24 protein-coding genes are annotated in these 22,075 nt (G+C 68.9%); 15 read left to right on the top strand and 9 right to left on the bottom strand.

Annotation, left to right across the window (positions count from 1 at the left end):
* Position 1: 1 nt before the first annotated feature.
* Positions 2-832 (bottom strand): aldo/keto reductase, encoded by an 831-nt coding sequence (locus C8E83_RS11090; RefSeq protein ID WP_121369947.1) that lies wholly within the window; start codon positions 830-832, stop codon positions 2-4.
* A gap of 13 nt (positions 833-845) precedes the next feature.
* On the bottom strand, positions 846-2,057 hold the full coding sequence (locus C8E83_RS11085) for an MFS transporter (protein ID WP_121369946.1): 1,212 nt from the start codon (positions 2,055-2,057) through the stop codon (positions 846-848).
* 298 nt (positions 2,058-2,355) lie between these two features.
* Here C8E83_RS11085 and nrdH point away from each other — a divergent pair, with 298 nt between their 5' ends.
* The 8 genes from nrdH to C8E83_RS11045 all read left to right on the top strand — a co-directional run bounded on the left by nrdH (position 2,356) and on the right by C8E83_RS11045 (position 9,389).
* A complete protein-coding gene (nrdH, locus tag C8E83_RS11080) occupies positions 2,356-2,589 on the top strand; it encodes a glutaredoxin-like protein NrdH (protein ID WP_121369945.1) in 234 nt (77 codons plus the stop codon).
* Between the two features lie 86 nt (positions 2,590-2,675).
* A complete protein-coding gene (gene nrdI, locus C8E83_RS11075) occupies positions 2,676-3,092 on the top strand; it encodes a class Ib ribonucleoside-diphosphate reductase assembly flavoprotein NrdI (protein ID WP_121369944.1) in 417 nt (138 codons plus the stop codon).
* Entirely contained in the window at positions 3,062-5,215 is a 2,154-nt protein-coding gene (gene nrdE, locus C8E83_RS11070; protein ID WP_281270809.1) for a class 1b ribonucleoside-diphosphate reductase subunit alpha, read from the top strand. The genes nrdI and nrdE overlap by 31 nt, the downstream gene beginning before the upstream one ends.
* A gap of 12 nt (positions 5,216-5,227) precedes the next feature.
* On the top strand, positions 5,228-6,229 hold the full coding sequence (gene nrdF, locus C8E83_RS11065; RefSeq protein WP_245981606.1) for a class 1b ribonucleoside-diphosphate reductase subunit beta: 1,002 nt from the start codon (positions 5,228-5,230) through the stop codon (positions 6,227-6,229).
* Positions 6,230-6,360: 131 nt separating this feature from the next.
* Positions 6,361-6,963, top strand: coding sequence for a hypothetical protein (locus C8E83_RS11060; protein ID WP_121369943.1), 603 nt, complete (start codon positions 6,361-6,363; stop codon positions 6,961-6,963).
* A 35-nt stretch (positions 6,964-6,998) separates the two neighbouring features.
* On the top strand, positions 6,999-7,205 hold the full coding sequence (locus tag C8E83_RS11055) for a hypothetical protein (RefSeq protein WP_147430153.1): 207 nt from the start codon (positions 6,999-7,001) through the stop codon (positions 7,203-7,205).
* A 403-nt stretch (positions 7,206-7,608) separates the two neighbouring features.
* A complete protein-coding gene (locus C8E83_RS11050) occupies positions 7,609-8,787 on the top strand; it encodes a sensor histidine kinase (RefSeq protein ID WP_121369941.1) in 1,179 nt (392 codons plus the stop codon).
* A complete protein-coding gene (locus C8E83_RS11045) occupies positions 8,784-9,389 on the top strand; it encodes a response regulator transcription factor (RefSeq protein ID WP_121369940.1) in 606 nt (201 codons plus the stop codon). Before C8E83_RS11050 ends, C8E83_RS11045 begins: the two co-directional genes overlap by 4 nt.
* Before the next feature lie 170 nt (positions 9,390-9,559).
* Here the strand turns inward: C8E83_RS11045 and C8E83_RS11040 are convergent, their stop codons facing one another.
* Genes C8E83_RS11040 through C8E83_RS19525 form a run of 4 tightly spaced genes read right to left on the bottom strand, consistent with a single transcriptional unit; the run spans position 9,560 to position 13,906 of the window.
* Entirely contained in the window at positions 9,560-10,333 is a 774-nt protein-coding gene (locus C8E83_RS11040; protein WP_121369939.1) for a hypothetical protein, read from the bottom strand.
* A complete protein-coding gene (locus tag C8E83_RS11035; RefSeq protein WP_245981603.1) occupies positions 10,330-10,845 on the bottom strand; it encodes a cupin domain-containing protein in 516 nt (171 codons plus the stop codon). The genes C8E83_RS11040 and C8E83_RS11035 overlap by 4 nt, the downstream gene beginning before the upstream one ends.
* A gap of 53 nt (positions 10,846-10,898) precedes the next feature.
* A complete protein-coding gene (locus C8E83_RS11030) occupies positions 10,899-12,221 on the bottom strand; it encodes an amidohydrolase family protein (protein ID WP_121369937.1) in 1,323 nt (440 codons plus the stop codon).
* Positions 12,218-13,906 (bottom strand): adenosylhomocysteinase, encoded by a 1,689-nt coding sequence (locus tag C8E83_RS19525; protein ID WP_245981602.1) that lies wholly within the window; start codon positions 13,904-13,906, stop codon positions 12,218-12,220. Before C8E83_RS19525 ends, C8E83_RS11030 begins: the two co-directional genes overlap by 4 nt.
* A gap of 121 nt (positions 13,907-14,027) precedes the next feature.
* Between C8E83_RS19525 and C8E83_RS19895 the strand changes: the two genes are divergently transcribed.
* The 6 genes from C8E83_RS19895 to C8E83_RS10995 all read left to right on the top strand — a co-directional run bounded on the left by C8E83_RS19895 (position 14,028) and on the right by C8E83_RS10995 (position 20,023).
* Positions 14,028-14,858, top strand: a complete 831-nt coding sequence (locus C8E83_RS19895; RefSeq protein ID WP_245981601.1) for an ABC transporter substrate-binding protein — start codon at positions 14,028-14,030, stop codon at positions 14,856-14,858.
* Positions 14,855-15,736 carry an amino acid ABC transporter permease gene (locus tag C8E83_RS11015; protein ID WP_121369935.1) on the top strand — a complete coding sequence of 294 codons (882 nt, stop codon included), beginning with the start codon at positions 14,855-14,857 and terminating at the stop codon, positions 15,734-15,736. The genes C8E83_RS19895 and C8E83_RS11015 overlap by 4 nt, the downstream gene beginning before the upstream one ends.
* Entirely contained in the window at positions 15,733-16,512 is a 780-nt protein-coding gene (locus C8E83_RS11010; RefSeq protein ID WP_121369934.1) for an amino acid ABC transporter ATP-binding protein, read from the top strand. The genes C8E83_RS11015 and C8E83_RS11010 overlap by 4 nt, the downstream gene beginning before the upstream one ends.
* A gap of 235 nt (positions 16,513-16,747) precedes the next feature.
* Positions 16,748-18,094, top strand: a complete 1,347-nt coding sequence (locus C8E83_RS11005) for a type 2 periplasmic-binding domain-containing protein (protein ID WP_121369933.1) — start codon at positions 16,748-16,750, stop codon at positions 18,092-18,094.
* Between the two features lie 52 nt (positions 18,095-18,146).
* The gene (locus tag C8E83_RS11000; RefSeq protein WP_170159919.1) at positions 18,147-19,109 is read left to right on the top strand and encodes a carbohydrate ABC transporter permease; all 963 of its coding nucleotides are present in this window, start codon (positions 18,147-18,149) and stop codon (positions 19,107-19,109) included.
* 2 nt (positions 19,110-19,111) lie between these two features.
* Positions 19,112-20,023 (top strand): carbohydrate ABC transporter permease, encoded by a 912-nt coding sequence (locus C8E83_RS10995; RefSeq protein ID WP_121369932.1) that lies wholly within the window; start codon positions 19,112-19,114, stop codon positions 20,021-20,023.
* 13 nt (positions 20,024-20,036) lie between these two features.
* Here the strand turns inward: C8E83_RS10995 and C8E83_RS10990 are convergent, their stop codons facing one another.
* From C8E83_RS10990 to C8E83_RS10985, 3 genes are read right to left on the bottom strand one after another with little or no spacing between them, the layout of a single operon-like run.
* On the bottom strand, positions 20,037-20,528 hold the full coding sequence (locus tag C8E83_RS10990; RefSeq protein WP_121369931.1) for a GNAT family N-acetyltransferase: 492 nt from the start codon (positions 20,526-20,528) through the stop codon (positions 20,037-20,039).
* A gap of 36 nt (positions 20,529-20,564) precedes the next feature.
* The gene (locus C8E83_RS19520) at positions 20,565-20,726 is read right to left on the bottom strand and encodes a hypothetical protein (protein ID WP_170159918.1); all 162 of its coding nucleotides are present in this window, start codon (positions 20,724-20,726) and stop codon (positions 20,565-20,567) included.
* 27 nt (positions 20,727-20,753) lie between these two features.
* Positions 20,754-21,527 carry a class I SAM-dependent methyltransferase gene (locus C8E83_RS10985; RefSeq protein ID WP_121369930.1) on the bottom strand — a complete coding sequence of 258 codons (774 nt, stop codon included), beginning with the start codon at positions 21,525-21,527 and terminating at the stop codon, positions 20,754-20,756.
* Between the two features lie 38 nt (positions 21,528-21,565).
* Here C8E83_RS10985 and C8E83_RS10980 point away from each other — a divergent pair, with 38 nt between their 5' ends.
* Entirely contained in the window at positions 21,566-22,051 is a 486-nt protein-coding gene (locus tag C8E83_RS10980; RefSeq protein WP_121369929.1) for a GNAT family N-acetyltransferase, read from the top strand.
* Positions 22,052-22,075: the final 24 nt, after the last annotated feature.

The following is a 22,075-nucleotide window of genomic DNA, read 5'->3' as shown; positions in this document are numbered from 1 at the left end:
GTCAGCCGACCTCGTCGGGGTGCGAGCCGACGCGCTCGCCCGAGTCGAGGGCGCCGATCGCCGCCATGTCGTCGCCGGTGAGCTCGAACGAGAAGACGTCGAGGTTCGCTGCGATGCGCGACGGCGTCACCGACTTCGGGATCACGACGAGCCCCGACTGCAGGTGCCAGCGGATCACGACCTGAGCCGGCGTCACCCCGTGGGCGTCGGCGATCCGGGCGAGCACCGGTGCGTCGAGAACGCGGCCGCGCGCGAGCGGCGACCACGCCTCGGTGACGATGTGGTTGACCTCGCCGAACGCGCGCAGCTCGCGCTGCTGCAGCCACGGCTGCACCTCGATCTGGTTGATGACGGGCACCACGTCGGTCTCGCCGAGCAGCCGCTCGAGGTGGTGGATGTGGAAGTTCGAGACGCCGATCGACCGGGCCCGCCCCGTGGAGCGGATCTCTTCGAGGGCTCGGTACGTCTCGACGTAGAGATCCTGCTTCGGGGCCGGCCAGTGGATGAGGTACAGGTCGACCTCGTCGAGGCCCAGCTTGGCGAGGCTCAGGTCGAAGGCGCGCAGGGTCGACTCGTAGCCCTGCTGGTCGTTCCAGACCTTGGTCGTGACGAACACGTCGTCGCGCGGCACGCCCGACGTCCGGAGAGCCCGGCCGACACCCGCCTCGTTGCCGTAGAGCGTCGCCGTGTCGATGTGGCGGTAGCCGGCCTCAAGGGCGGTGACGACGGTGTGCTCGGCCTCGTCGTCGGGCACCTTGTAGACGCCGAGGCCCAGCTGGGGGATCAAGTGTCCGTCGTTGAGGGGGATGCGCGGCACGGCGTCGAGAGTCATGCCTCGATTATGGTCAGCTCGCCTGAATCGGCACCGGCTCCGTGTCGGCTATAGGGCTGGCGTCCGTTCCGCGCAGATCGGGCAGGACTCGCTTGAACACGGTCGGCGTGAGCACCCCGAGCAGCGCGAACCCCGACGCCACGGCGAGGCCGCCGACAGTGCCGGTGCGGTCGATGAGGGCGCCGGCGATGGCCGAGCCGATGGCCGCGCCGATCAGCTGGCCGGTGCCGGCCCACCCGTAGGCCTCGGCAGTGTCGCTGAAGCGCACGCTCGACGAGATGATCGCGAACATCACGGCCAGGGCGGGCGCGATGCCCATGCCGGCGATCAGCAGGGTCACGCAGAGGCCGACGAACGACGAGGGGAACAGCACGGTCAGCGAGATGCCGACGAACACGATCACCATGCGCACGGGCAGAGCCCACGGCCCCACCGGCAGATGGCCCAGGATCAGACCGCCTGCCAGCGATCCGATCGCGAACACGGCCAGCACGAACCCCGAATTCGGGCTGCCGTCGCCGAACGCGCTGATCACGCCCGCCTCGACCGCCGCACACGTGCCGATGAGAAGGAACCCGGTGATCGTCGACAGCAGCACGGTCGGGCGCTGCAGCACCTTGCCGAAGGCCCGCTTGCTCTTCGGAATGCGCACCCGGCCGACCTCGGGCGACGCGATGAACCAGGTGCCGCCGCCGATGAGGAACAGGGCGGCCAGCAGGATCGCGTAGCGCGTGCCGATCTGCGTGCCCACGAACGTCGTGATGACCGGCCCGGCGACCCAGATGATCTCCTGCGCCGAGGCGTCGAGTGAGAACAGCGGCGTGAGCAGCGACGAATTGACCATCTTGGGGTAGATCGTTCGCACGGCGGGCTGCACCGGCGGCACGCTCAGACCGGCGACGAATCCGACGACCATGTAGAGGGGAAGAGTGAGCGGCGCGAGCGCGAAGACGATCAGGCTGGCCAGGCAGAACCCGAGGGTGAGCAGGAGCACCGGACGCATTCCCCACTGACCCATCCACCGGCTCGTCAGCGGCCCGGAGATCGCCTGCCCGACGCTCGTCGCCGCGAGCACGAGGCCCGCCGCCCCGTAGGAGTGGGTGTTGTGCTCGACGTGGAGGAGGAAGGCGAGCGAGAGCATGCCGAAGGGGAACCGGGCGGTCAGCTGCGCCGCGATGATGCGGGCGACCCCTGGCGACTTCAGCAGGTTCGAATAGGCGCTCACGAGACGTCCAGTCTAGGGACAGCCACGCGCCGCGCGCGGCCGACGAGCGACACGCCGTGCCCCCGAATTGGGGACACGACTTGTTATCCACAGATTCGGATGTCGGGGGTGGGGAAGACACTGTGCACAGTGGCGATTTTCTGGGGATAACCATCCCCAGTTGTCGGAAAACCTGTGGATAATCCTGGTCGCGTAATTACAGCGGTGTAACACATCATCTAGTTGTGCCTTCCGATGTCGGCCCCTAGATGTAGTATCGATCCGCAGCAACAACCGGAGACCATCCAGGGGAGAAAACATGGCTATCACCGTCTACACCAAGCCGTCCTGCGTCCAGTGCACGGCCACCTACCGCGCCCTCGACAACAGCGGCATCGAGTACGAGGTCTTCGACGTCTCCGTCGACGAGAAGGCTCTCGAGACGGTCAAGGCGCTGGGCTACCTGCAGGCTCCCGTCGTGGTCACCGACGAGGACTCCTGGAGCGGCTTCCGCCCCGACAAAATCGCAGCGCTCCGCGCCGCGATCAGCTAGCACAGGGCAGCGCTTCGCAAGAAGCCAGTGCGGGCGAAGCCCGCTCCACGCACTAGACGCAACCACCGGGATTCGAGAGGTCAGCCGTGACCCACCTCATTTACTTCTCGAGCGTGTCGGGCAACACCGCGCGTTTCGTCGAGAAGCTGGGCATCCCGGCCGAGCGCATTCCTCTCTTCCCGAGCGACGAGCCCCTCTTCGCCCGCGACCCCTACGTCCTCGTCCTGCCGACCTACGGCGGCGGCGAGGGGAGGGGCGCGGTGCCGAAGCAGGTCATCAGGTTCCTCAACGACGAGGGCAACCGCTCGCTCATCCGCGGCGTCATCGCCGCAGGCAACACGAACTTCGGTGAGGGCTACTGCCTGGCCGGCGACATCGTCGCCGCGAAATGCCAGGTCCCCCTCCTCTACCGTGTCGAGGTCTTCGGCACGCCAGACGACGTAGAAGCAGTACAGAACGGATTGGATCGATTTTGGACACAGCAGTCGATGACCTCGAGGTGATCGCGGGGCCGAGCGGCCTCGACTACCACGCGCTCAACGCGATGCTCAACCTGTACGACGCCGACGGCAAGATCCAGTTCGACAAGGATCGCGAAGCCGCCAAGCAGTACTTCCTGCAGCACGTGAACCAGAACACCGTCTTCTTCCACAACCTCAAGGAGCGCCTCGACTACCTGGTCGAGAACGACTACTACGAGCAGGCGACGATCGACCAGTACTCGTTCTCGTTCATCGAGCGCCTGAACGACCTGGCGTACTCGAAGAAGTTCCGCTTCCAGACCTTCCTGGGCGCCTTCAAGTACTACACGAGCTACACGCTCAAGACCTTCGACGGCAAGCGCTACCTCGAGCGCTTCGAAGACCGAGTGGTCATGACCGCCCTCGGACTCGCGCAGGGCGACGAGCAGCTCGCCATCGACCTCGTCGAGGAGATCATCGCCGGCCGCTTCCAGCCGGCCACCCCGACGTTCCTCAACACGGCGAAGGCCCAGCGCGGCGAGCTCGTCTCCTGCTTCCTGCTCCGCATCGAAGACAACATGGAGTCGATCTCCCGCGGCATCAACTCGTCGCTGCAGCTGTCGAAGCGCGGCGGCGGCGTCGCCCTGTCGCTCTCGAACATCCGCGAGGCCGGCGCCCCGATCAAGCAGATCGAGAACCAGTCCTCCGGCATCATCCCGGTGATGAAGCTGCTCGAAGACAGCTTCAGCTACGCGAACCAGCTCGGTGCACGCCAGGGTGCGGGCGCGGTGTATCTGTCGGCGCACCACCCCGACATCCTGCGATTCCTCGACACCAAGCGTGAGAACGCCGACGAGAAGATCCGCATCAAGACGCTGTCTCTCGGCGTCGTCGTGCCCGACATCACGTTCGAGCTCGCCAAGAACAACGAGGACATGTACCTCTTCTCGCCGTACGACGTCGAGCGCGTCTACGGCAAGCCGTTCGGCGACATCTCGATCTCCGAGAAGTACCGCGAGATGGTCGACGACGCTCGCATCAAGAAGACCAAGATCAACGCACGCGAGTTCTTCCAGACCATCGCCGAGATCCAGTTCGAGTCGGGCTACCCGTACATCGTGTTCGAAGACACGGTGAACAACGCCAACCCGATCAAGGGCCGGATCAACATGTCGAACCTGTGCTCCGAGATCCTGCAGGTCAACACGCCGACCACGTTCAACGAAGACCTGTCGTACAACGAGATCGGCAAGGACATCTCGTGCAACCTTGGGTCGATGAACATCGCGCTGTCGATGGACTCGCCCGACTTCGGCCGCACGGTCGAGACCGCGATCCGCGGCCTCAGCGCGGTCAGCGACATGAGCCACATCTCGTCGGTGCGTTCGGTCGAGGTCGGCAACGACTCGTCGCACGCCATCGGCCTCGGTCAGATGAACCTGCACGGCTACCTCGCCCGCGAGCGCGTCTACTACGGCAGCGAGGAGGGCATCGACTTCACGAACATCTACTTCTACACGGTGCTGTTCCACGCCCTCCGCGCTTCGAACAAGATCGCCATCGAGCGCAAGGTGAAGTTCGGCGGCTTCGAGGACTCCAAGTACGCGTCGGGCGAGTTCTTCGACAAGTACACCGAGCAGGAGTGGGTGCCCGCCACCGAGCGCGCGGCGCAGCTGTTCGCCGACAAGGGCGTGCACATCCCGACGCAGGACGACTGGCGTGAGCTCAAGGCCAGCGTCATGGAGCACGGCATCTACAACCAGAACCTCCAGGCGGTGCCGCCGACCGGCTCGATCTCGTACATCAACCACTCGACGTCGTCCATCCACCCGATCGCGTCGAAGATCGAGATCCGCAAGGAAGGCAAGCTCGGCCGCGTCTACTACCCGGCGCCGTTCATGACGAACGACAACCTGGACTACTACCAGGACGCCTACGAGATCGGCCCCGAGAAGATCATCGACACCTACGCGGCTGCCACCCAGCACGTCGACCAGGGCCTGTCGCTGACGCTCTTCTTCAAGGACACCGCCACCACGCGCGACATCAACCGCGCGCAGATCTACGCCTGGCGCAAGGGCATCAAGACGATCTACTACATCCGACTCCGTCAGCTGGCGCTCGAGGGCACCGAGGTCGACGGCTGCGTCAGCTGCATGCTGTAAGGGCACACGAAAATGACTGTTACAGATCCCGTTCACGCGACCGGCAAGTCGGTCCCGCTCATCCGCCCCGTCTCCGCGATCAACTGGAACCGCATCCAGGACGACAAGGACGTGGAGGTCTGGAACCGCCTCGTCAACAACTTCTGGCTGCCCGAGAAGGTGCCGCTGTCGAACGACGTCCAGTCGTGGAACACGCTGACCCCCGACGAACAGCAGCTCACGATGCGCGTGTTCACCGGCCTCACCCTCCTCGACACGATCCAGGGCACCGTCGGCGCGATCAGCCTGATCCCCGACGCCCTGACCCCGCACGAGGAGGCCGTCTACACGAACATCGCGTTCATGGAGTCGGTGCACGCGAAGAGCTACTCGTCGATCTTCTCGACCCTCGCGTCGACCCCGGAGATCGACGACGCGTTCCGCTGGTCGGTCGAGAACCCGAACCTCCAGAAGAAGGCTCAGATCGTCCTCGACTACTACACCGGCGACGACCCCCTGAAGCGCAAGGTCGCCTCGACGCTGCTCGAGTCGTTCCTCTTCTACTCGGGCTTCTACCTGCCGATGTACTGGTCGTCGCGCGCCAAGCTGACGAACACGGCCGACCTCATCCGCCTCATCATCCGCGACGAGGCCGTGCACGGGTACTACATCGGCTACAAGTTCCAGAAGGGGCTCGAGGGCGCCTCCGACGAGCGCAAGCAGGAGATCAAGGACTACACGTTCAACCTCCTCTTCGAGCTCTACGACAACGAGGTGCAGTACACGCAAGACCTCTACGACTCGGTCGGCCTGACCGAAGACGTCAAGAAGTTCCTGCACTACAACGCCAACAAGGCGCTGATGAACCTGGGCTACGAGCCGATGTTCCCGAAGGACGTCACCGACGTGAACCCGGCGATCCTGTCGGCCCTGTCGCCGAACGCCGACGAGAACCACGACTTCTTCTCGGGGTCCGGTTCGTCGTACGTCATCGGCAAGGCCGAGAACACGCAAGACGAGGACTGGGACTTCTAGTTCCCACCCCGTCCGACGGCCCCGACGAGCATGCGCTCGCCGGGGCCTTCGTCATTCCGTCTCAAGTTGCGCGGAGCATAATTAATACATCAGGATGTGGAGTATCAACTCAGTGAAGATAAGGAGCCCACATGTCCTTGTCCAGACGATTCATCCATGTCGCGCTGGCGGTGACGGTCGTCGCATCTGTCGTCGCGTCAGCTGTACCCGCGCAAGCCGAGGTTCGTGTCTCTCGCCCGGGTAGCACTGCTTCGATCAACGCGGCCGGCGGCGCCGTCGATCCGGCGACTCACGTCTTCGATGGTCAGGTCGCACTCGCACACGGAGCGGCAGCCGCTGACGTTCGCGAATTCGCTGCAGGCTACGCGGCCTCGGGCGGCCAGATCGTTCGCGCCACCCCAGACGCCGCGTTGTCGTCGATGATGAACGACATCCCGATGCCGAGAGCCTGCGCCGGAAAGAACCGTCAGGACACGACCGGGCTTCAGTCCAATGTCTACATCGACTCGTGTGTCACACAGCGCGTCATCTCGCTCATGGGGTCCGGCGCCGGTTTGGCCGGAATCGTCGCGGCTGTCACGGCTGCGACGGGTGCGGGGCCCATCGTCGCCGGGGTCATCGCGGGGCTGCTCGGCATCGGGGCCGGGGTTCTCGGCTCCTGCTCGGCCAAGGGCCGCGGCGTGGCGATTCACCAGATCGTCATGTCGGCCATCACGTGGTGCACGAGCCAATGAGTTCGTCAGTCTCGCGCGCGCAGAAGGCGCTGCTGGTGGCACCGGCCGTGGTCGCACTGGTCGTGGGTGTCACCCTGCTCGTCGTCGCGTGGCAGGAACCTCTCGGATCTCAGCGCGGTGAGTATCTGACGGCGCTCTCCACCGCGTTCTCCTCGATCGCCTTCGGGCTGGGCATCCTGGCTGCGGTGATCATCCGGTTCCGGCATTCGCATCCGCGCCCCGTCGGGGATAAGCGCTCGTGAGCGTGGGCCGTGCTCGGACGATCTGTCGTGCGGACGCTCTCAGGTTCGTGACCTCTTCGTCTGTTCCAATGGAGCCGGCGGTCCTGTGACCGCCGCGAGCCCCTGAGAGAGACCGAGGCTTCGCCTCCGGCGCCTGCGTCGGCGGTGCGATCAGGATCAGGGGATCACCTAGCAGGGAGGGCCTCGGCGGCATCGTCGCCGGGGCCCTCTTGCGTGCGCCCGGAGCCCCCTGGCGTCGGCGGCCGAAACGATTTTGTCGCCCGAAGTTGACAGGGGCCCGCGATCGGCACGGATCATCGGAGGCTCACAGGACGCGAGGGTGCCTCGAACTGCTAGCGTCTCGCGTTACTCGATCGGGTCGAGAAACCCCGGTCGAGGTCGTGAGTGTGAAAGGGGGACCGCGATGTCAGCGCCCCGAAGAGTCGAGCACGGACTGCTGATCGGCATCGTCGCTATCGCGGTGGTCGTCGTCGGCCTCGTGATGATGGAGCTGTACCGGACGGCCATCCCGCTCTCGCCGCCCGCGCTGGTCGGCGCACAGGCCCTGGGGATCGTCGCCGCCGTCGCCGTCGCCTTCCGGACCCGCTTCCATCGACTGTGCGCGGCGGTCGTGGTCGTGTGCACGGCGTTCTCGCCCGCCGCGGTCCCGGCTCTGTGGCTCGCGCTGTACAGCTTCGGCACCCACCAGCGCTACCGGTCGGTGATCGTGAGCTGCACGGGCGGAGCGGCCGCCCTCATCCTGTGCACCGGCCTCTACCTCCGCGCGGACGGATACGGCCGATCGACCGACATGATCGGGGTGTTCGGCCTCTTCTCGCTCGTCGTCGCGCTGGGAGCCGCGGTGACCGGAGCCGCCGCGGGCATGGCCGCCGCTCGCCACGAAGCCGTGGTGCGGGAGATCGTCCGGCTCGACATCGAGTCGGCGTCCCGCGCACGACTCGCCGAGCGCGAGCAGCTGTCGCGCGAGATCCACGACCTCCTGGGACACCGCCTGGCCCTGCTCAATCTCTTCAGCTCGGCGCTCGCCGGCGACGCCACCGCCGACGCCGAGAAGCGGGGCATCGTGGAGCTCATCACGACGAACGTGCAGGGTGCTGCGAGCGATCTGGCCCAGCTCCTGGAAGTGCTGCACCGGTCGGACGGCCCGGCCTCGGTCGGGCCCTCGCCGGAGCCCCTCGACTCGCTCTTCGAACGGTTCCTCGCCGCGGGCATGGACCTCACCGTCGACCGAGGCCTCGGGGCCGACACGGTGACGGACGCCTACCGTCGCACGCTCGAGCGCTTCTGCCGGGAGGGCCTCACCAACGCGCTCAAGTACGCAGCGCCCGGCCCCGTCTCGGTGGAGATCGACTCCTCGGCCGACGGCGCCCTGAGCGCCAGGATCCGCTCGCCGTTCCACGATCCCAGCCGGACCGAGCCGAGAGGTCCGGCTCCGACGAGCTCGGGCATCGCGGGGCTGGAGGAGCGCGCCGCGCTGCTCGGCGGCTCCGTGTGGGTCGACCTGACGTCGTCGCACCTCGACCTGCTCCTCCGCCTGCCGGCCACCACGCGGGGCGAGGAAAGGGCGGAGGACGCCGCGTGACGACCCGGATCCTGGTGGTCGACGACGACCCGCTGGTGCGGACCGGGATCCGCCTCCTCTGCCGTGACCGGCCGGGCCTGGAAGTGGTCGGGGAGGCCGGCGACGGGCTCGAGGCGATCCGTCTGCTCGAGGAGGAGTCGTTCGACGTCGTGCTCATGGACGTCCACATGCGCCGCACGTCCGGGGTCGCGGCGGCGATGACCTTGCGACGCAGGCACCCCGGCCTGCGGATCGTCCTGATGACGGGCTTCGCCGACGCCGGGTTCGAGCAGCATGCGCGCAATGCGGGCGCGGACGCGTTCGTGCCGAAGACGGCGAGCGTCGACGTGCTCCTCGGGGCTCTCGGGTCGGGCGCAGGAGCCGGCGCATCGCCGCACGGCGTCGACGCCGCCCGCCCCGGCGGTCTCCTCGCGGGCCTGTCGGAGCGGGAGCGCGCCGTGGCGGGCCTCGTCGTCGACGGCTGGAGCAACCCGCAGATCGCCGAGCGGCTGCACCTGAGTTCGAGCACGGTGAAGACCTACGTCTCGCGGTGCTTCACGAAACTCGGCGTCGAGAACCGCGTGCAGCTCGCGAACCTCCTCCGCGACCGAGCCGGAGACTGAAGGGCCTCGCCGACCGGGCTGGATCAGAGAACCCGGTCGGCGAGACCCGGCCGCGCGGGCCGAGCGGCACCGGCGACGGGAACTCGGGTGTTCCACGCCGGGCCGCGTCAGAAGCCTAGGCAGCGACCTCGCGCTCGCACGCCGCGAGTGATGCGATCGTCAACCGCGGGCTACTCCAGCGTCGGGACGTCGGCCCAGAGCAGGTCGCCGGTGCGGAGGAGACGCACGCGCACGACGGCGCCGACGCCGGCGAGGGCATCGCGATGTTCCGGTGCGAGCCGCGCGAGCTCGCCGATGCGCAGGCCGCCGTGGAACACTTCGATGCGGCGGCCGTCGGCGGAGGGGCGCAGGAGGCCGGGCTCGGCGCCTGCGCCCGCATCGGTGGGTTTCGACTCGGACACGAGCACCCGCACGGTGGGCCCGGGTACGTCGACCACCGGGGCGTCGGGCGGCAGGAGCACGGGAGGCGCGGGCGGCGGGCCGGCCAGGCGTTCGCGGCGGTCGAGGCGCACGGCGGAGGTGAGGTAGAGGTAGGCGATCAGTCCGTACTCGACGGCGCTGCTGACGTCGGCTGCCGCGCCGCCGTCCCTCGTCGCGAGGTCCACGACGAGCACCGCCACGAGACCCAGGAACGAGACGGCGGCGAGGACGCCGAGGGAGGCGCTCACCCTCGACGTCGCCGTCATCCGCCACCAGAGCCGCGGCGGATCGACGTCTTCGTCAGGGCCGCGGAAGACTCGCGCGCCGAAGAGCAGGAGGAGGAGACCCAGTGTCTGGGCGACGACCGCCGACGGGATGGTCGCTACGCCGGTCGCACGAAGGCCCTCCGCGATGGCGAACGGGACGGCGAAGTAGACGACGACATATGCCGCTTTCAGTCCGCGGTTCCGGAGCCGCAGCCCGAAGCCGTTCGCGATCGCGGCCCGCAGCGACGCGGCGCTCACTCGGCCAGCGTGAAGTCGTCGAACGAGAACCCGGGCGAGACGACGCACGAGACGAGCGTCTCGCCGTCCGAGGGGAGCGTGCGCTGCCAGACACCGCCCGGGATCAGACCCTGCGCCGCTTCGCCGAGCAGGGTGCCGGCGCCGCCGCCGAGCAGGATCCGGAAGACGTCGGGCTGCTCCTGCGTGCTCTCGTCGTCGGAGGGGGAGACGGGCGACTCGCCGTGCCCGCCGAGCTCGAGCACGAGCGGGTCGGGCCCGTGCCACAGCCAGATCTCGTCGGACTCGACCCTGTGCCAGGCCGACGCCTCGCCGGGCGGCAGGAGGAAGTGGATGAGGGTCGCGCCGGGGCGGGTCGAGTCGCCGAAGGGCACGGTGATGGGCGAGGTCCAGGTGCGTCGGTACCAGCCGCCCTCGGGGTGCGGCTCGAGCCCGAGCGCCTCGGCGCGGGCGGGCACGTCGAGCCATTCGATGACCTCGCCCGAGACGGTGCGTCGCGCGACCTGCCCGGGCACCGGGGGAGTGTCGGGCGAGGCGCTCGGAGGGACGGCGGGTGGGGTGTCGGAGCTCATACGGCCTCCAGGTCGGGGTGCGGGGTGAGTGTTCCGTCGACCGAGCGGACGACGCCGCGGATCACCGTGCCGACGGCCCGCCCGGCGCCGTCCTCGACGAGCTCGGCGAACGCGTCGGGCACGGTGCGGGCGTCGACGTCGAAGACGGCGAGGTCGGCGCGGGCTCCGACGGCGAGGTGCCCGATCCGGTCGGGGCCCGTGTCGAGCCCGATCGCGTGCGCGCCGCCGAGCGTGGCGGCCGACAGCAGGCGCGCGTGCAGGTCGTGGCCCGAGTATCCCTGCCGGCGAGCGATGAGGTGCAGGGCGGTGATGTCGGCCATCGGGTCGAGCGAGGGCGACGACGAGAGCGAGTCGGTTCCGACGGCGATGGCGCTGCCCTCGCGCAGGTAGTCGGCGACCGGCGGCTCCTCCAGCCCGATCACGGCGTTCGACCGCGGGCAGAGTGCGACCGTGGTGCCTCGGGCTCGCAGGAGCGCGCGATCGTCGGCCGTCATGTACACCCCGTGCGCCACATGGCAGTCCGGCCCCAGCACGCCGAGGCGGTCGACGAACGAGGTGGCGCTGGCCCCGAACCCGAGCTCGCGGAGCGCGCGGAAGCTCGGCACCCCGACGAACCGCCAGTCCTCGTGGTGCTCGGCGGAGCCGTCGACCGACAGCACGCGCTCGCCCTCGAACGCCGACTCGCCGAGGTGGATGTGGAGGCGGAGGCCCTGCTGGCGCACGATGTCGGGCAGCTCGAGCAGGGGCTCGACGTCGAGGGAGTAGGGGGCGTGGGGCGAGAGGCCGACGCCGGGCGACTGCGGGATCCTGGTCAGCTCGTCGAGCACTTGCGCGCGGCCGTGCGATGCCCAGGCCGCGTTCTCCCAGTCCATGACCTCCCAGTACGCGATTCCGCCGAGGCCCGCGTCGGCGAGGGCGGAGGCCGCGGAGAGGTCGGTGACGACGTCGGCGACGCTGGTGACGCCGGCCTGCAGCGACAGGGCGGCACCGGCGGCGGCCTCGGCGGCCCAGTCGTGCGGGGCCTCGTAGACCGGACCGAACGCGGCCGCCCAGTCGTCGAAGCCGTCGTACCGGCCGCGCCCGACCGAGTCCATCCCCGTGTACTGCAGGTGCGTGTGCGCGTTGACGAGCCCCGGCAGGATCGCGCCCCGCCACGCCCTCTCGGTGAACGTCTCGCCCGCCCCGGCGAGCTGATCGAGCACCCACGAGCGCTCGCCGACGTGCAGGATCGTGCCCCCGCGCACCGCGACGGCGCCGTCGAGGATGGGCGGGGCGGTCATCGGCACGACGATGCGGGCGGAGTGGACGACGACGCTCATGCGAGCGTCCGGTCGTCGAAGCGGGTGGTCCGCGTGTCGAGAAGAGCGGGCGCAGGAGCCGACGCGACGACTCCCGGGTCGTCGTCACCGTCGTCGCCGACCGACAGCCCGGCGGCTCGCAGCGCCTCGTCGGCGATCCGGGCATCCCACCCGGCGCCCACGGGGTGCACGCCTGCGTCGAGGCGGCCCGCGCCGTCCAGCAGGGTGCGGATCGCGGCGAGCTGCCCGGCGAACGAGAGGTCCATGATCTCGATCGGGTTGCCTTCGCCGGCGGTGATGTTGATGCACCCGGCGCCGCCCAGCACGACGACGGTGGGGCCGTCGGGCAGGGCGAGCGCGTCGAGGTTCGGGGCGAGGAGGTCTGTCGCTGCTCCTGCGGCCTGGGCCTCGTCGATCGCGACCTCGCCGTCGACGCCGCCGGCGACGGCCACCAGCGCGCCGTCGGAGCACGCGCCCAGCACGTCGGGCGAGATCGTGTCGCGGACCCCCGTGGCCGAGATCACGACATCGGCCTGAGTCACGGCCTCGAGGAGCGGCCGCACGGGGTAGCCGGCGTAGCTCGCCTGCAGGGCCCGCACGGGGTCGATCTCGCTCACGACGACACGCAGCCCGCTGGCACGAAGGGCCTGCGCCACGCCCTCGCCCACCGGCCCGAAGCCTGCGACGACGGCCGTGCGACCGGCCGCGACGCGCTTCCGCACCCGCTTCGGTCCCATGGCAGCCAGGTCGAGGATCGCGAACACGCACGACTGGCCGGTGCCGTACCGGTTGTCGAAGAACGTCTTGGTGAGGGCGTCGTTGACGGCGACGACGGGCAGGCGCAGCTCGTCGCGCGCGGCCATGACGCGCAGGGGGCGGAGGCCGCTGGTGGTCTCTTCGGCGGCGCCGATCATCGTGTCCAGCACTGCTGGACGCAGCTCGTGCGCCAGGCGGATGACGTGCGATCCGTCGTCGATGAGCAGGTCGGGTCGCCGGTCGAGCATGCTCAGCGCGAGGTCGCGGGACTCGAGCGGCGTCGCGGTGCTCGACGCGAACACGTCGAAGCCCTCGTCGCGCAGGGCGTCGGCGACGGCGTCGTCGGTCTCGTCGGCGTGGGCGTAGACGTCGACCACGGCGCCGGCGTCGCGCAGCAGAAGGGCGAGCACGGCGGTCTTCGGCTCGAGCACCATGCTGAGCGCGATGCGGAGGCCGTAGAGGCCGGGGCCGTCGGGCCACTCGGCAAGACGGGCGGAGACCGGCATGAAACGACGGGCCCACGCGATCCGCGCCCGCGCATCGGCGACACTGTGTGACCGGGTGGTCGGATCTCCGTCGATCTCGTCGGACTCCTCCGCCTGCGGCACCACGAAGACGCCCGGCAGGCCGTCGACGGCGAGGACGCCGGGGCGGGCGGGAGTGCGAGCGCCCAGGGCGTCGAGGTCGAGGGCGGGGGACGCGGCTCCTGCGTCCACGACGACCAGCGGGGTCACGCCCGCGACGGCCGCGAGCTCGTCGCGGGAGGCGGACCGCGTGCACCAGAGCGTGTCGGCGCGCTCGCCGGGTTCGACCTCGACACCGCCGAGGGCCAGCAGGATCCGGCGCACGGCCTCGGCGTCGGCACCGTCGCCCGCCACCCGGAACCGCCGCCCGGCCACCCCGAGATTCGTCGCCCGGGCGAATCGCCGCACCGTCTCGATCGCGCTCACCTCCCCAGTCTGGCAGGCGTGCCCCGGGCGCGAGTCACACTGTGACGGCCCCGACGCGGGCCACGGCGCGGTCGCGATACGATCCTTCTCTCCCCAGAACCCCGCGAACAAAGGCCCTCCCGTGACCCGACTCCGCCCCCGCACCGCTCTCATCGCCGCGGCCGTGACCGCTGTCGCCGTCGCCGCGGCACTGACGGGCTGCTCGTCGTCGAGCAGCAACGACGCCGGCACCGTGACGAGCGGCAAGCTCACCATCGCGACCGGCCAGCCGGCGTACTCGCCCTGGGTCGAGGGCAACAAGCCGCAGTCGGGCAAGGGCTTCGAGTCGGCCGTCGCGTACGCCGTCGCCGAGAAGATGGGCTACAAGAAGAGCGACGTGGTCTGGACCCGCTCGACCTTCGACTCGGCCATCGCGCCGGGGGCGAAGGACTGGGACATGAACATCCAGCAGTTCTCGATCACCGCGCAGCGCAAGAAGGCCGTCGACTTCTCGGCGCCGTACTACACGACCACGCAGGCGGTCGTGACCGACGCCGCCTCCAAGGCCGCGAGCGTGACCACGCTCGCCCAGCTCAAGACCTTCAAGGTCGGCGTGGCCACGGGCACGACGAGCCTCACCGTCGCGCAGAAGGAGCTCGGCACCACGCCGCAGGTGTTCAACTCGAACGACGACGCCGTGCTCGCCCTGAAGTCCGGGCAGATCGACGCGATCGTCACCGACCTCCCGACCGCCTTCTACATCGCGACCTCCGGACAGCTGAAGAAGGGCAAGGTCGTCGGCCAGTTCGCCGACGACGGTTCCGGCGACCAGTTCGGCATCGTCCTGCCGAAGGGCTCCAAGCTCACCGCGAAGGCCACGAAGGCGATCGACGAGCTGAAGAGCGACGGCGAGCTGGCCGCCCTCACCAAGAAGTGGCTGTCGACGGCGGTCGACGCGCCCGTCCTGAAGTGACGTCGCCCGCCGGAGCACCGGTCGCGTCGGCCGGAGCAGCCATCCCCAGCCAGATCGAGCTGGAGCGGCGCCTCTACCGTCGCGCCCGCGGCAGGCGCTCGATCCTGATCAGCCTGGGGTCGTCGCTGGTCGTGATCGTCATCGTCTGGCTCGGCGTCGTGAACACGCCGGGCTGGGCGGCGGTGCAGGAGTCGTTCTTCGACCCGAAGGTTGCCGGGCAATACTTCCCGGGCATCCTGCTGGGCCTGTGGCTGAACATCCGCATCCTGTTCTTCGCCGCCATCGGGGTCGGCGTCTTCGCGACGCTCCTCGCCGTGGTCCGCGGCCTGCAGAGCCCGGTGTTCTTCCCCCTGCGGATCCTCGCGACCGGCTACACCGACCTCTTCCGCGGCCTGCCGCTCATCATCGTGCTGTACCTCGTCGGCTTCGGGATCCCCGGTCTCGGGATCACGCCGCGCCTGCCACCCGAGGTGTGGGGCACGATCGCGATCATCCTGACCTACTCGGCCTACGTGGCGGAGGTGCTCCGGGCCGGCATGGAGGCCGTGCACCCCTCGCAGCGTCTCGCCGCGAGGTCGCTCGGCCTCAGCCACGTGCAGACCCTCCGCCTGGTCGTGCTCCCGCAGGGACTCCGCAAGGTGACTCCGGCCCTCATGAACGACTTCGTCTCGATGCAGAAAGACGTCGGGCTCGTCTCGATCCTCGGGGCGATCGACGCCGTCCGGCAGGCGTCGATCGACGTCTCGGAGGCCGCGAACTTCACGCCGTACGTCGTCGCCGGGCTCCTGTTCGTCGTCATCAGCCTGCCGCTGATCCGTGTCACCGACTCGCTGGCGAGGCGTCAGCAGCAGCGCGAGCAGATCGGCGGGCTGGTATGAGCGCGCAGGATCCGGGGGTCGCTCGCGGCGACGCCTCCCCGGCCGGCGCCGTCCTCGAGCTCCGCGGCATCCGCAAGTCGTTCGGCCACCAGCCCGTCCTCCGAGGCATCGACCTCACCCTGCACCCCCACGAGGTCATCGCCGTGATCGGCGCCTCGGGGTCGGGCAAGTCGACGCTGCTCAAGACCGTCAACCTCCTCGAGGGCATCGACGACGGGCAGATCCTGGTCAAGGGCGACGACATCAGCGATCCGCGCATCGACGTCGACGCCGCCCGGGCGAAGATCGGCGTCGTCTTCCAGCAGTTCAACCTCTTCCCGCACCTTTCGGTCATCGACAACGTCACCCTGGCCCTGCGGAAGGTGCACGGGGTGCCACGAGCGGAGGCCGAGGAGACGGGTCACCGGCTCCTGGAGCGCATCGGTCTCGGGCAGTTCGCCACCGCCTACCCCGACCGGCTCTCGGGCGGACAGCAGCAGCGTGTAGCCATCGTGCGGGCCATCGCGCACACTCCCGAGCTGATCCTGCTCGACGAGGTGACCAGCGCCCTCGACCCGCAGCTCGTGGGCGAGGTGCTCGACCTCGTCACCGAGCTGAAAGAGCAGGGGGCGACGATCCTCATGACGACACACGAGATGTCGTTCGCGCGCCACGTCGCCGATCGCATCGTGTTCCTCCACCGCGGCGAGATCGTCGAGCAGGGCGCTCCGGCCGACCTGCTCGACTCGCCGCAGCACCCGGCACTGCAGGAGTTCCTGGCGCGCGTCGCCCGCTGATCGATCGCACTCGCGCGCGGACTCGGCGACGCCTGTCGTCGGTATTCGGCGGGCGTCCGCGACACGACCGAGCCACCCTCGGATCCTGTTGCTTACAACGTTGGAATGGGATTACTATGGCGACACCTGAGCCGAGGAGACCCCACTTCCGGAGCCTGGAAGATCATGTGAGCGCTCACCTCGAGAGCTCGCTGATCGCGAGTCCCGCACTGCCGGAACGACGAGGAGGTCGACCATGGCACCGAGAAATCCCGCCACTTTCACACGACGAGCACTGTTCGGAGGAGGCCTGGCCGCCGCTGGGAGCCTCGCGCTCGCCGGTTGCGCGACCAGCCCGGTCGCCTCCGGCCTCGTCGGCAGCAAGCTGAACCCCAGCCAGCTCATCTACTGGAACCTCTTCGGCGGCGGCGACGGCACCCGCATGCAGGCGATGGAGGCCGGCTACGAGAAGCTCCACGGCGGAGCGGCGTCGCTGCAGGCGACCACGTTCGCCTGGGGCAACCCGTACTACTCCAAGCTCACCCTCGCCACGGTCGGCAACCAGCCGCCGGACGTCGCGATCTCGCACCTCACCCGGGCGAAGCCGCTCTACGACGGCAACATCATCGAGCCGATCACCGAGGCCGACCTCGCCTCGGTCGGGCTGTCGTCGAGCGACTTCAACCCGAAGACCTGGGCGGCGCAGAAGACCGACGGCAACAACATCGCGATCCCGCTCGACACGCACCCGATCGTCATGTTCTTCAACACCGCCGTGGCGAAGAAGGCGGGCCTGCTCGACTCGGACGGCAAGCTCAAGAACCTCGACGGCATGGACACCTTCGAGTCGGCCCTCGCCGCCGTGTCGAAGGTGACCGGCGGCCCCGCGATCACCGTCGCGAACGTCTCCGAGACGGCGACCCCGTGGCGCGTCTTCTGGACCTTCTACAACCAGATCAAGGGGGTCACTCCGTTCCTCTCGAACAACGGCGCCGACCTCTCCGTCGACGAGGACGCCTTCAACACCGTCACCAGCCGCATCCAGTCGTGGGTCAAGAAGGGCTGGCTGAACAAGGGCCTCGACTACGCAGGAGCCGAGTCTGACCTGTTCACGGGCAAGACCGGCTTCTACCTCGAGGGCGAGTGGGAGATCACCACCGCCGAGGCGGTCAAGGGTCTCAAGTTCGGCATGGTGCCGATCCCGACCATCTACGACAAGGCCGCCAACCAGGCGGACTCGCACACGTTCATCCTGCCCCGGAAGAACCGGACCCCTGCCGAGCGCAAGCAGCACCTGCTCTTCATCAAGCAGATGCTCGCCCAGAGCCAGACCTGGGCCATGGGCGGCCACATCCCCGCCTACCTGCCGACGTTCAACAGCACCGCCTACAAGAAGCTCGAGCCGCAGGCCGACTACGCCTCGGCCGCCACCGCGGCGGTCTACGACGACCCGGCCTGGTACGGCGGCTCGGGATCGACGTTCGAGAACACCGTCGGCGCGCAGCTCGGTCTGATCCAGCAGCTCGCCGTCTCGCCGCAGGGCGCGATGGACGCCATCAAGAGCCAGCTCAAGGTCTACCTCAACACGCCGAGCCCGCTGTGATCGCCGCACCCACGACCCATTCAGCCCACCCGTCATCCGGAGGTACAACGAAGTGACCGCCACACCCGCCCTGGGCCGGACAGCTGCCGCACGCACGACGTCCGAAGTCCGCTCCACCAAGCGCTTCTCGCCGCTGAGCCGCGGCGACGGGCGCCGAGCCTGGCTCTTCCTCGCGCCCTTCGGCGTCTTCTACCTGGCCTTCCTGCTCGGCCCGACCGTGTGGATGCTCGTCTCGAGCTTCTTCAACACGTCGACCGTCCACGCGGGCCTCGGCTCGTTCGCCGGATTCAAGAACTACGGCGAGATGCTCACGCGCTCCGACTTCTGGAGCTCGATGTGGCACACGCTGCAGTTCACGATCTACACGACCCCGCCCCTCGTGATCCTCGCGTTCTTCTTCGCAGTGCTCACCAACAGGATCCGGCGCGGCCAGTGGTTCTTCCGCCTCGCCTTCTTCCTGCCGTACATCCTGCCGTCGGCGACGATCTCGCTGATCTGGGTGTTCATCTTCACCCCCAGCTCGGGCCTGTTCGCCTCCGTGCAGTCGGCCCTCGGCATGACGCCCGGTGCGGGCGTCCTCGCCAGCCCGAACACGGCCATGATCGGCGTCGCCGTCGCGACCGTGTGGTGGACCCTCGGCTTCAACTTCGTGCTCTACCTCGCGGGTCTCCAGGAGATCCCGCGCGAGCTGTACGAGGCGGCCGCGGTCGACGGCGCGACGACGTGGAACCAGATCCGCTACATCACGCTGCCGCTGCTGAGCCGCACGACGACGCTGGTGATCCTGCTGCAGATCGTCGCCTCCCTGAAGATCTTCGACCAGGTCTACCTGATGACCTCCGGAGGCCCGGGCATCTCGACCCAGGTCGCCCTGGGCCTCATCACCAACACCGGCTTCACCGACGACCGCATCGGCGCGGCCTCGGCGGCCTCGGTGCTCCTGCTCATCGTCATCGTCGCGATCGCCGTCATCCGGCAGATCATCGACACGCGCCTCGCTCGGAAGGACGCCTAGCCATGTCGACCACCACCGCACCCTCCCGGCGCAAGTCGCCGGTCTCCGCCGCGGCACCCGCCGCCGGCCGCACCAGCGGCAAGACCTCGATCAACGGCCGCACCTTCACCATCGTCTCGGTGATCGTGCTGATCGTGTTCGCGATCGTCTGGCTGATCCCGAGCCTGTTCGCCCTCAAGACGTCGCTGACCGACAACGGCACGGCGGCGCTGGGAGCCACGAACATCCTCAAGGACTGGAACCCGACGCTGCACTCGTACGCGTCGTTCTTCCAGGCCGGAGACATCTGGAACTGGTACTTCGCCTCGGGCTTCACGTCGGTCGTCACGGCGATCCTGACGGTGCTGTTCGCGTCGATGGCCGCGTTCGCGCTGTCGAGGCTGAAGTTCCGCGGGCAGAACGTCGTGTTCCTGCTGATCATCCTGGGCATCATGATCCCCGGTCAGGTGCTGATCGTGCCGATCTTCCAGGAGCTGAACGCCACCAACCTGCTGAACACCTACTGGTCGGTGATCTTCCCGCAGGTGCCCGCCGTGATCGCGGTGTTCATCTTCAAGCAGTTCTTCGACGGGATTCCGAAGGAGCTCGAGGAGGCCGCCCGCATCGACGGCGCCGGCATCTGGAAGGTCTACTGGTCGGTCGTCATGCCGCTGTCGCGCCCCGTGATCGCGGCCGTGACGATCCTGACCTTCGTCGGCGTCTGGAACAACCTGCTGCTGCCGCTGTTCGTGCTGTCGAACCCTAACCTCATGACGATCCCGGTCGGGCTCGCCACGGTGCAGGGCTCGTACGGCCTCCGCTACGCCGACATCCAGGCCGGCGCGCTGCTGGCCGCCCTGCCGCTGATCATCCTGTACCTGATCTTCCAGCGGCAGATCGTCGAGGGCGTCACCGGCTCCGGCCTGAAGGGCTGACGCGGGCTCCTGCTCACAACGGCTTCTTCATCTGGATGGCGGTCGGCTCGTAGCCGAGCGACTCGTACAGGTGACGGGCCACCGTATTGAAACCGAACACGTTGAGGCCGAGGCTCTGCGCTCCCCGAGCGCGGGCCTCGGCTTCGGCGAGCAGCATGGTCTGGCGGCCGAGGCCGCGGCCCCGCTGCGACTCGTGCATCTCGATGTCGTAGACGTACCACGCCCTGTTCGCGGCGTCCGAGACGCCGATCCAGAGCACGCCGACGACCTCGCCCTCGGACGGCCCGTCGGCCGCGTCGTCGGGTGTGTCGACCACGTCGAACACCACCTGGTCGGGCCCCGGCACTCCGTTCGGGAAGTACCGCTCGAACGACCGATTCGCGTTGTCCTGCGCCGCCTCGCGCGACTCGCCGGCCTTCATCCGCGACTCGACGTACTCGGCCCGGTTCACGACCTTCCACTGTTCGAAGGTCGCAGGATCCATGGGCTTCAGTGACACGGTCATGTCACCACCGTGCCACGCGGGCGAGCACGGCGCACCTCAGCCCGCGGGTGTCGCCGTGGCGCTCGGGGCCGGTGTGGGCGTGGGGGAGTGCGGCGTGAGGATCCTGCCCGCAGTCAGGGCCGCCGCGACACCGATGCCGACGAAGACGACGACCACGGCGATGATCCCGGCGATCGCGAGGGTGCGGCGGAGGGGCATCCGTCGACCCTACCGGGCGGAGCCGGGTCAGGAGGGGAGGAGGCGGGTTCGCGAAGCCTTGGCGACGTAGGGGATGTCGACGAGGGCACGGCCCCGTGTCGCCGGGTGGGTCTCGAGCAGCTCGCGCACCTCGCCGAGGATCGCCGCCCGCTGGTCGTCGGGCCGGGTGATCACGTAGCTGCGCGATGCGACCATCGCGATGACGTCGTCGTGCGGCACCCGGTTCACCCAGGCGAACTCGGCCTTCTCGACCGGCCCGAACGGCGCGCCCACGGTGGGATCGCCCGACTCCACGACGCTCGCGCCGTTCGCCTTCTCGAGCAGGACGTCGAGCTCGTCGAGCCAGCCGTCGTCGCGGGCGCGCATGTTCCACACCATGCCGAGGGTGCCGCCGGGCCGCAGCACGCGGGCGACCTCGGGCACGGCGCGGGCCGGGTCGACCCAGTGCCACGACTGGGCCGCCAGCACCGCGTCGACGCTCTCGCCGTCGATCGGAAGCCGCTCGGCCGACCCCGGCAGCACCTGTGCTCCGGGGACCGCCCTGATCAGCTCGTCGCGCATGCCCGCCGAGGGCTCGACCGCGGCCACGTGCAGACCCTTCGCCACCAGGAGCCGCGTGAACTTGCCCGTGCCGGCGCCGAGGTCGACGACGTGCGTCGCCCCCTCCGGGACGAGCCAGTCGACGACCTCGGCCGGATACGAGGGGCGCCCCTTCTCGTAGAGCGCGGCGGCCGGACCGAAGCTCGTCGCCTGGCCGGGGTTCGGGAGATCGGGTTCGAAGGCGTCGGCGTGATCGGTCATGGGGCCATCCTGCCCCGGCTCGCCGATAGCCTTCTGACATGGAGATCCGCACCGCCGACGAGGCCGACTGGCCGGCGATCTGGCCGTTCTTCCGCGACATCGTCGAGGCCGGCGAGACCTACGCGATCCCCGCCGGTCTCACGAGCGACGAGGCGTTCGGGCACTGGTTCACGCCCGGCCACACGGTCGTCGTCGCGGTCGACGACGACGGCTCGGTGCTCGGCTCGGCGCACTTCGGGCCGAACCGGCCGGCTCGCGGCAGTCACGTCGGCACGGCGAGCTTCATGGTCGCACCGGGGGCTTCGCGTCGCGGAATCGGGCGAGCCCTCGGCGAGCACGTCGTCGAGGCGGCGCGCGACGCGGGCTTCCGCAGCATGCAGTTCAACGCGGTGGTCGAGACCAACACCCGGGCCGTCGCGCTGTGGCATTCGCTGGGCTTCGAGACGCTCACGGTCGTGCCCGAGGCGTTCGACCACCCCGTGTACGGGCTCGTCGGGCTGCTCGTGATGTACCGCAGGCTGTAGCCGTGCTCCTGCGCCCAGAGCCGT

The sequence above is a fragment of the Frondihabitans australicus genome (genome assembly GCF_003634555.1).
GTDB lineage: Bacteria > Actinomycetota > Actinomycetes > Actinomycetales > Microbacteriaceae > Frondihabitans > Frondihabitans australicus.
The sequence above is the reverse complement of the archived record's forward strand: the minus strand, read 5'-3'. Positions and strand labels throughout refer to the sequence as shown.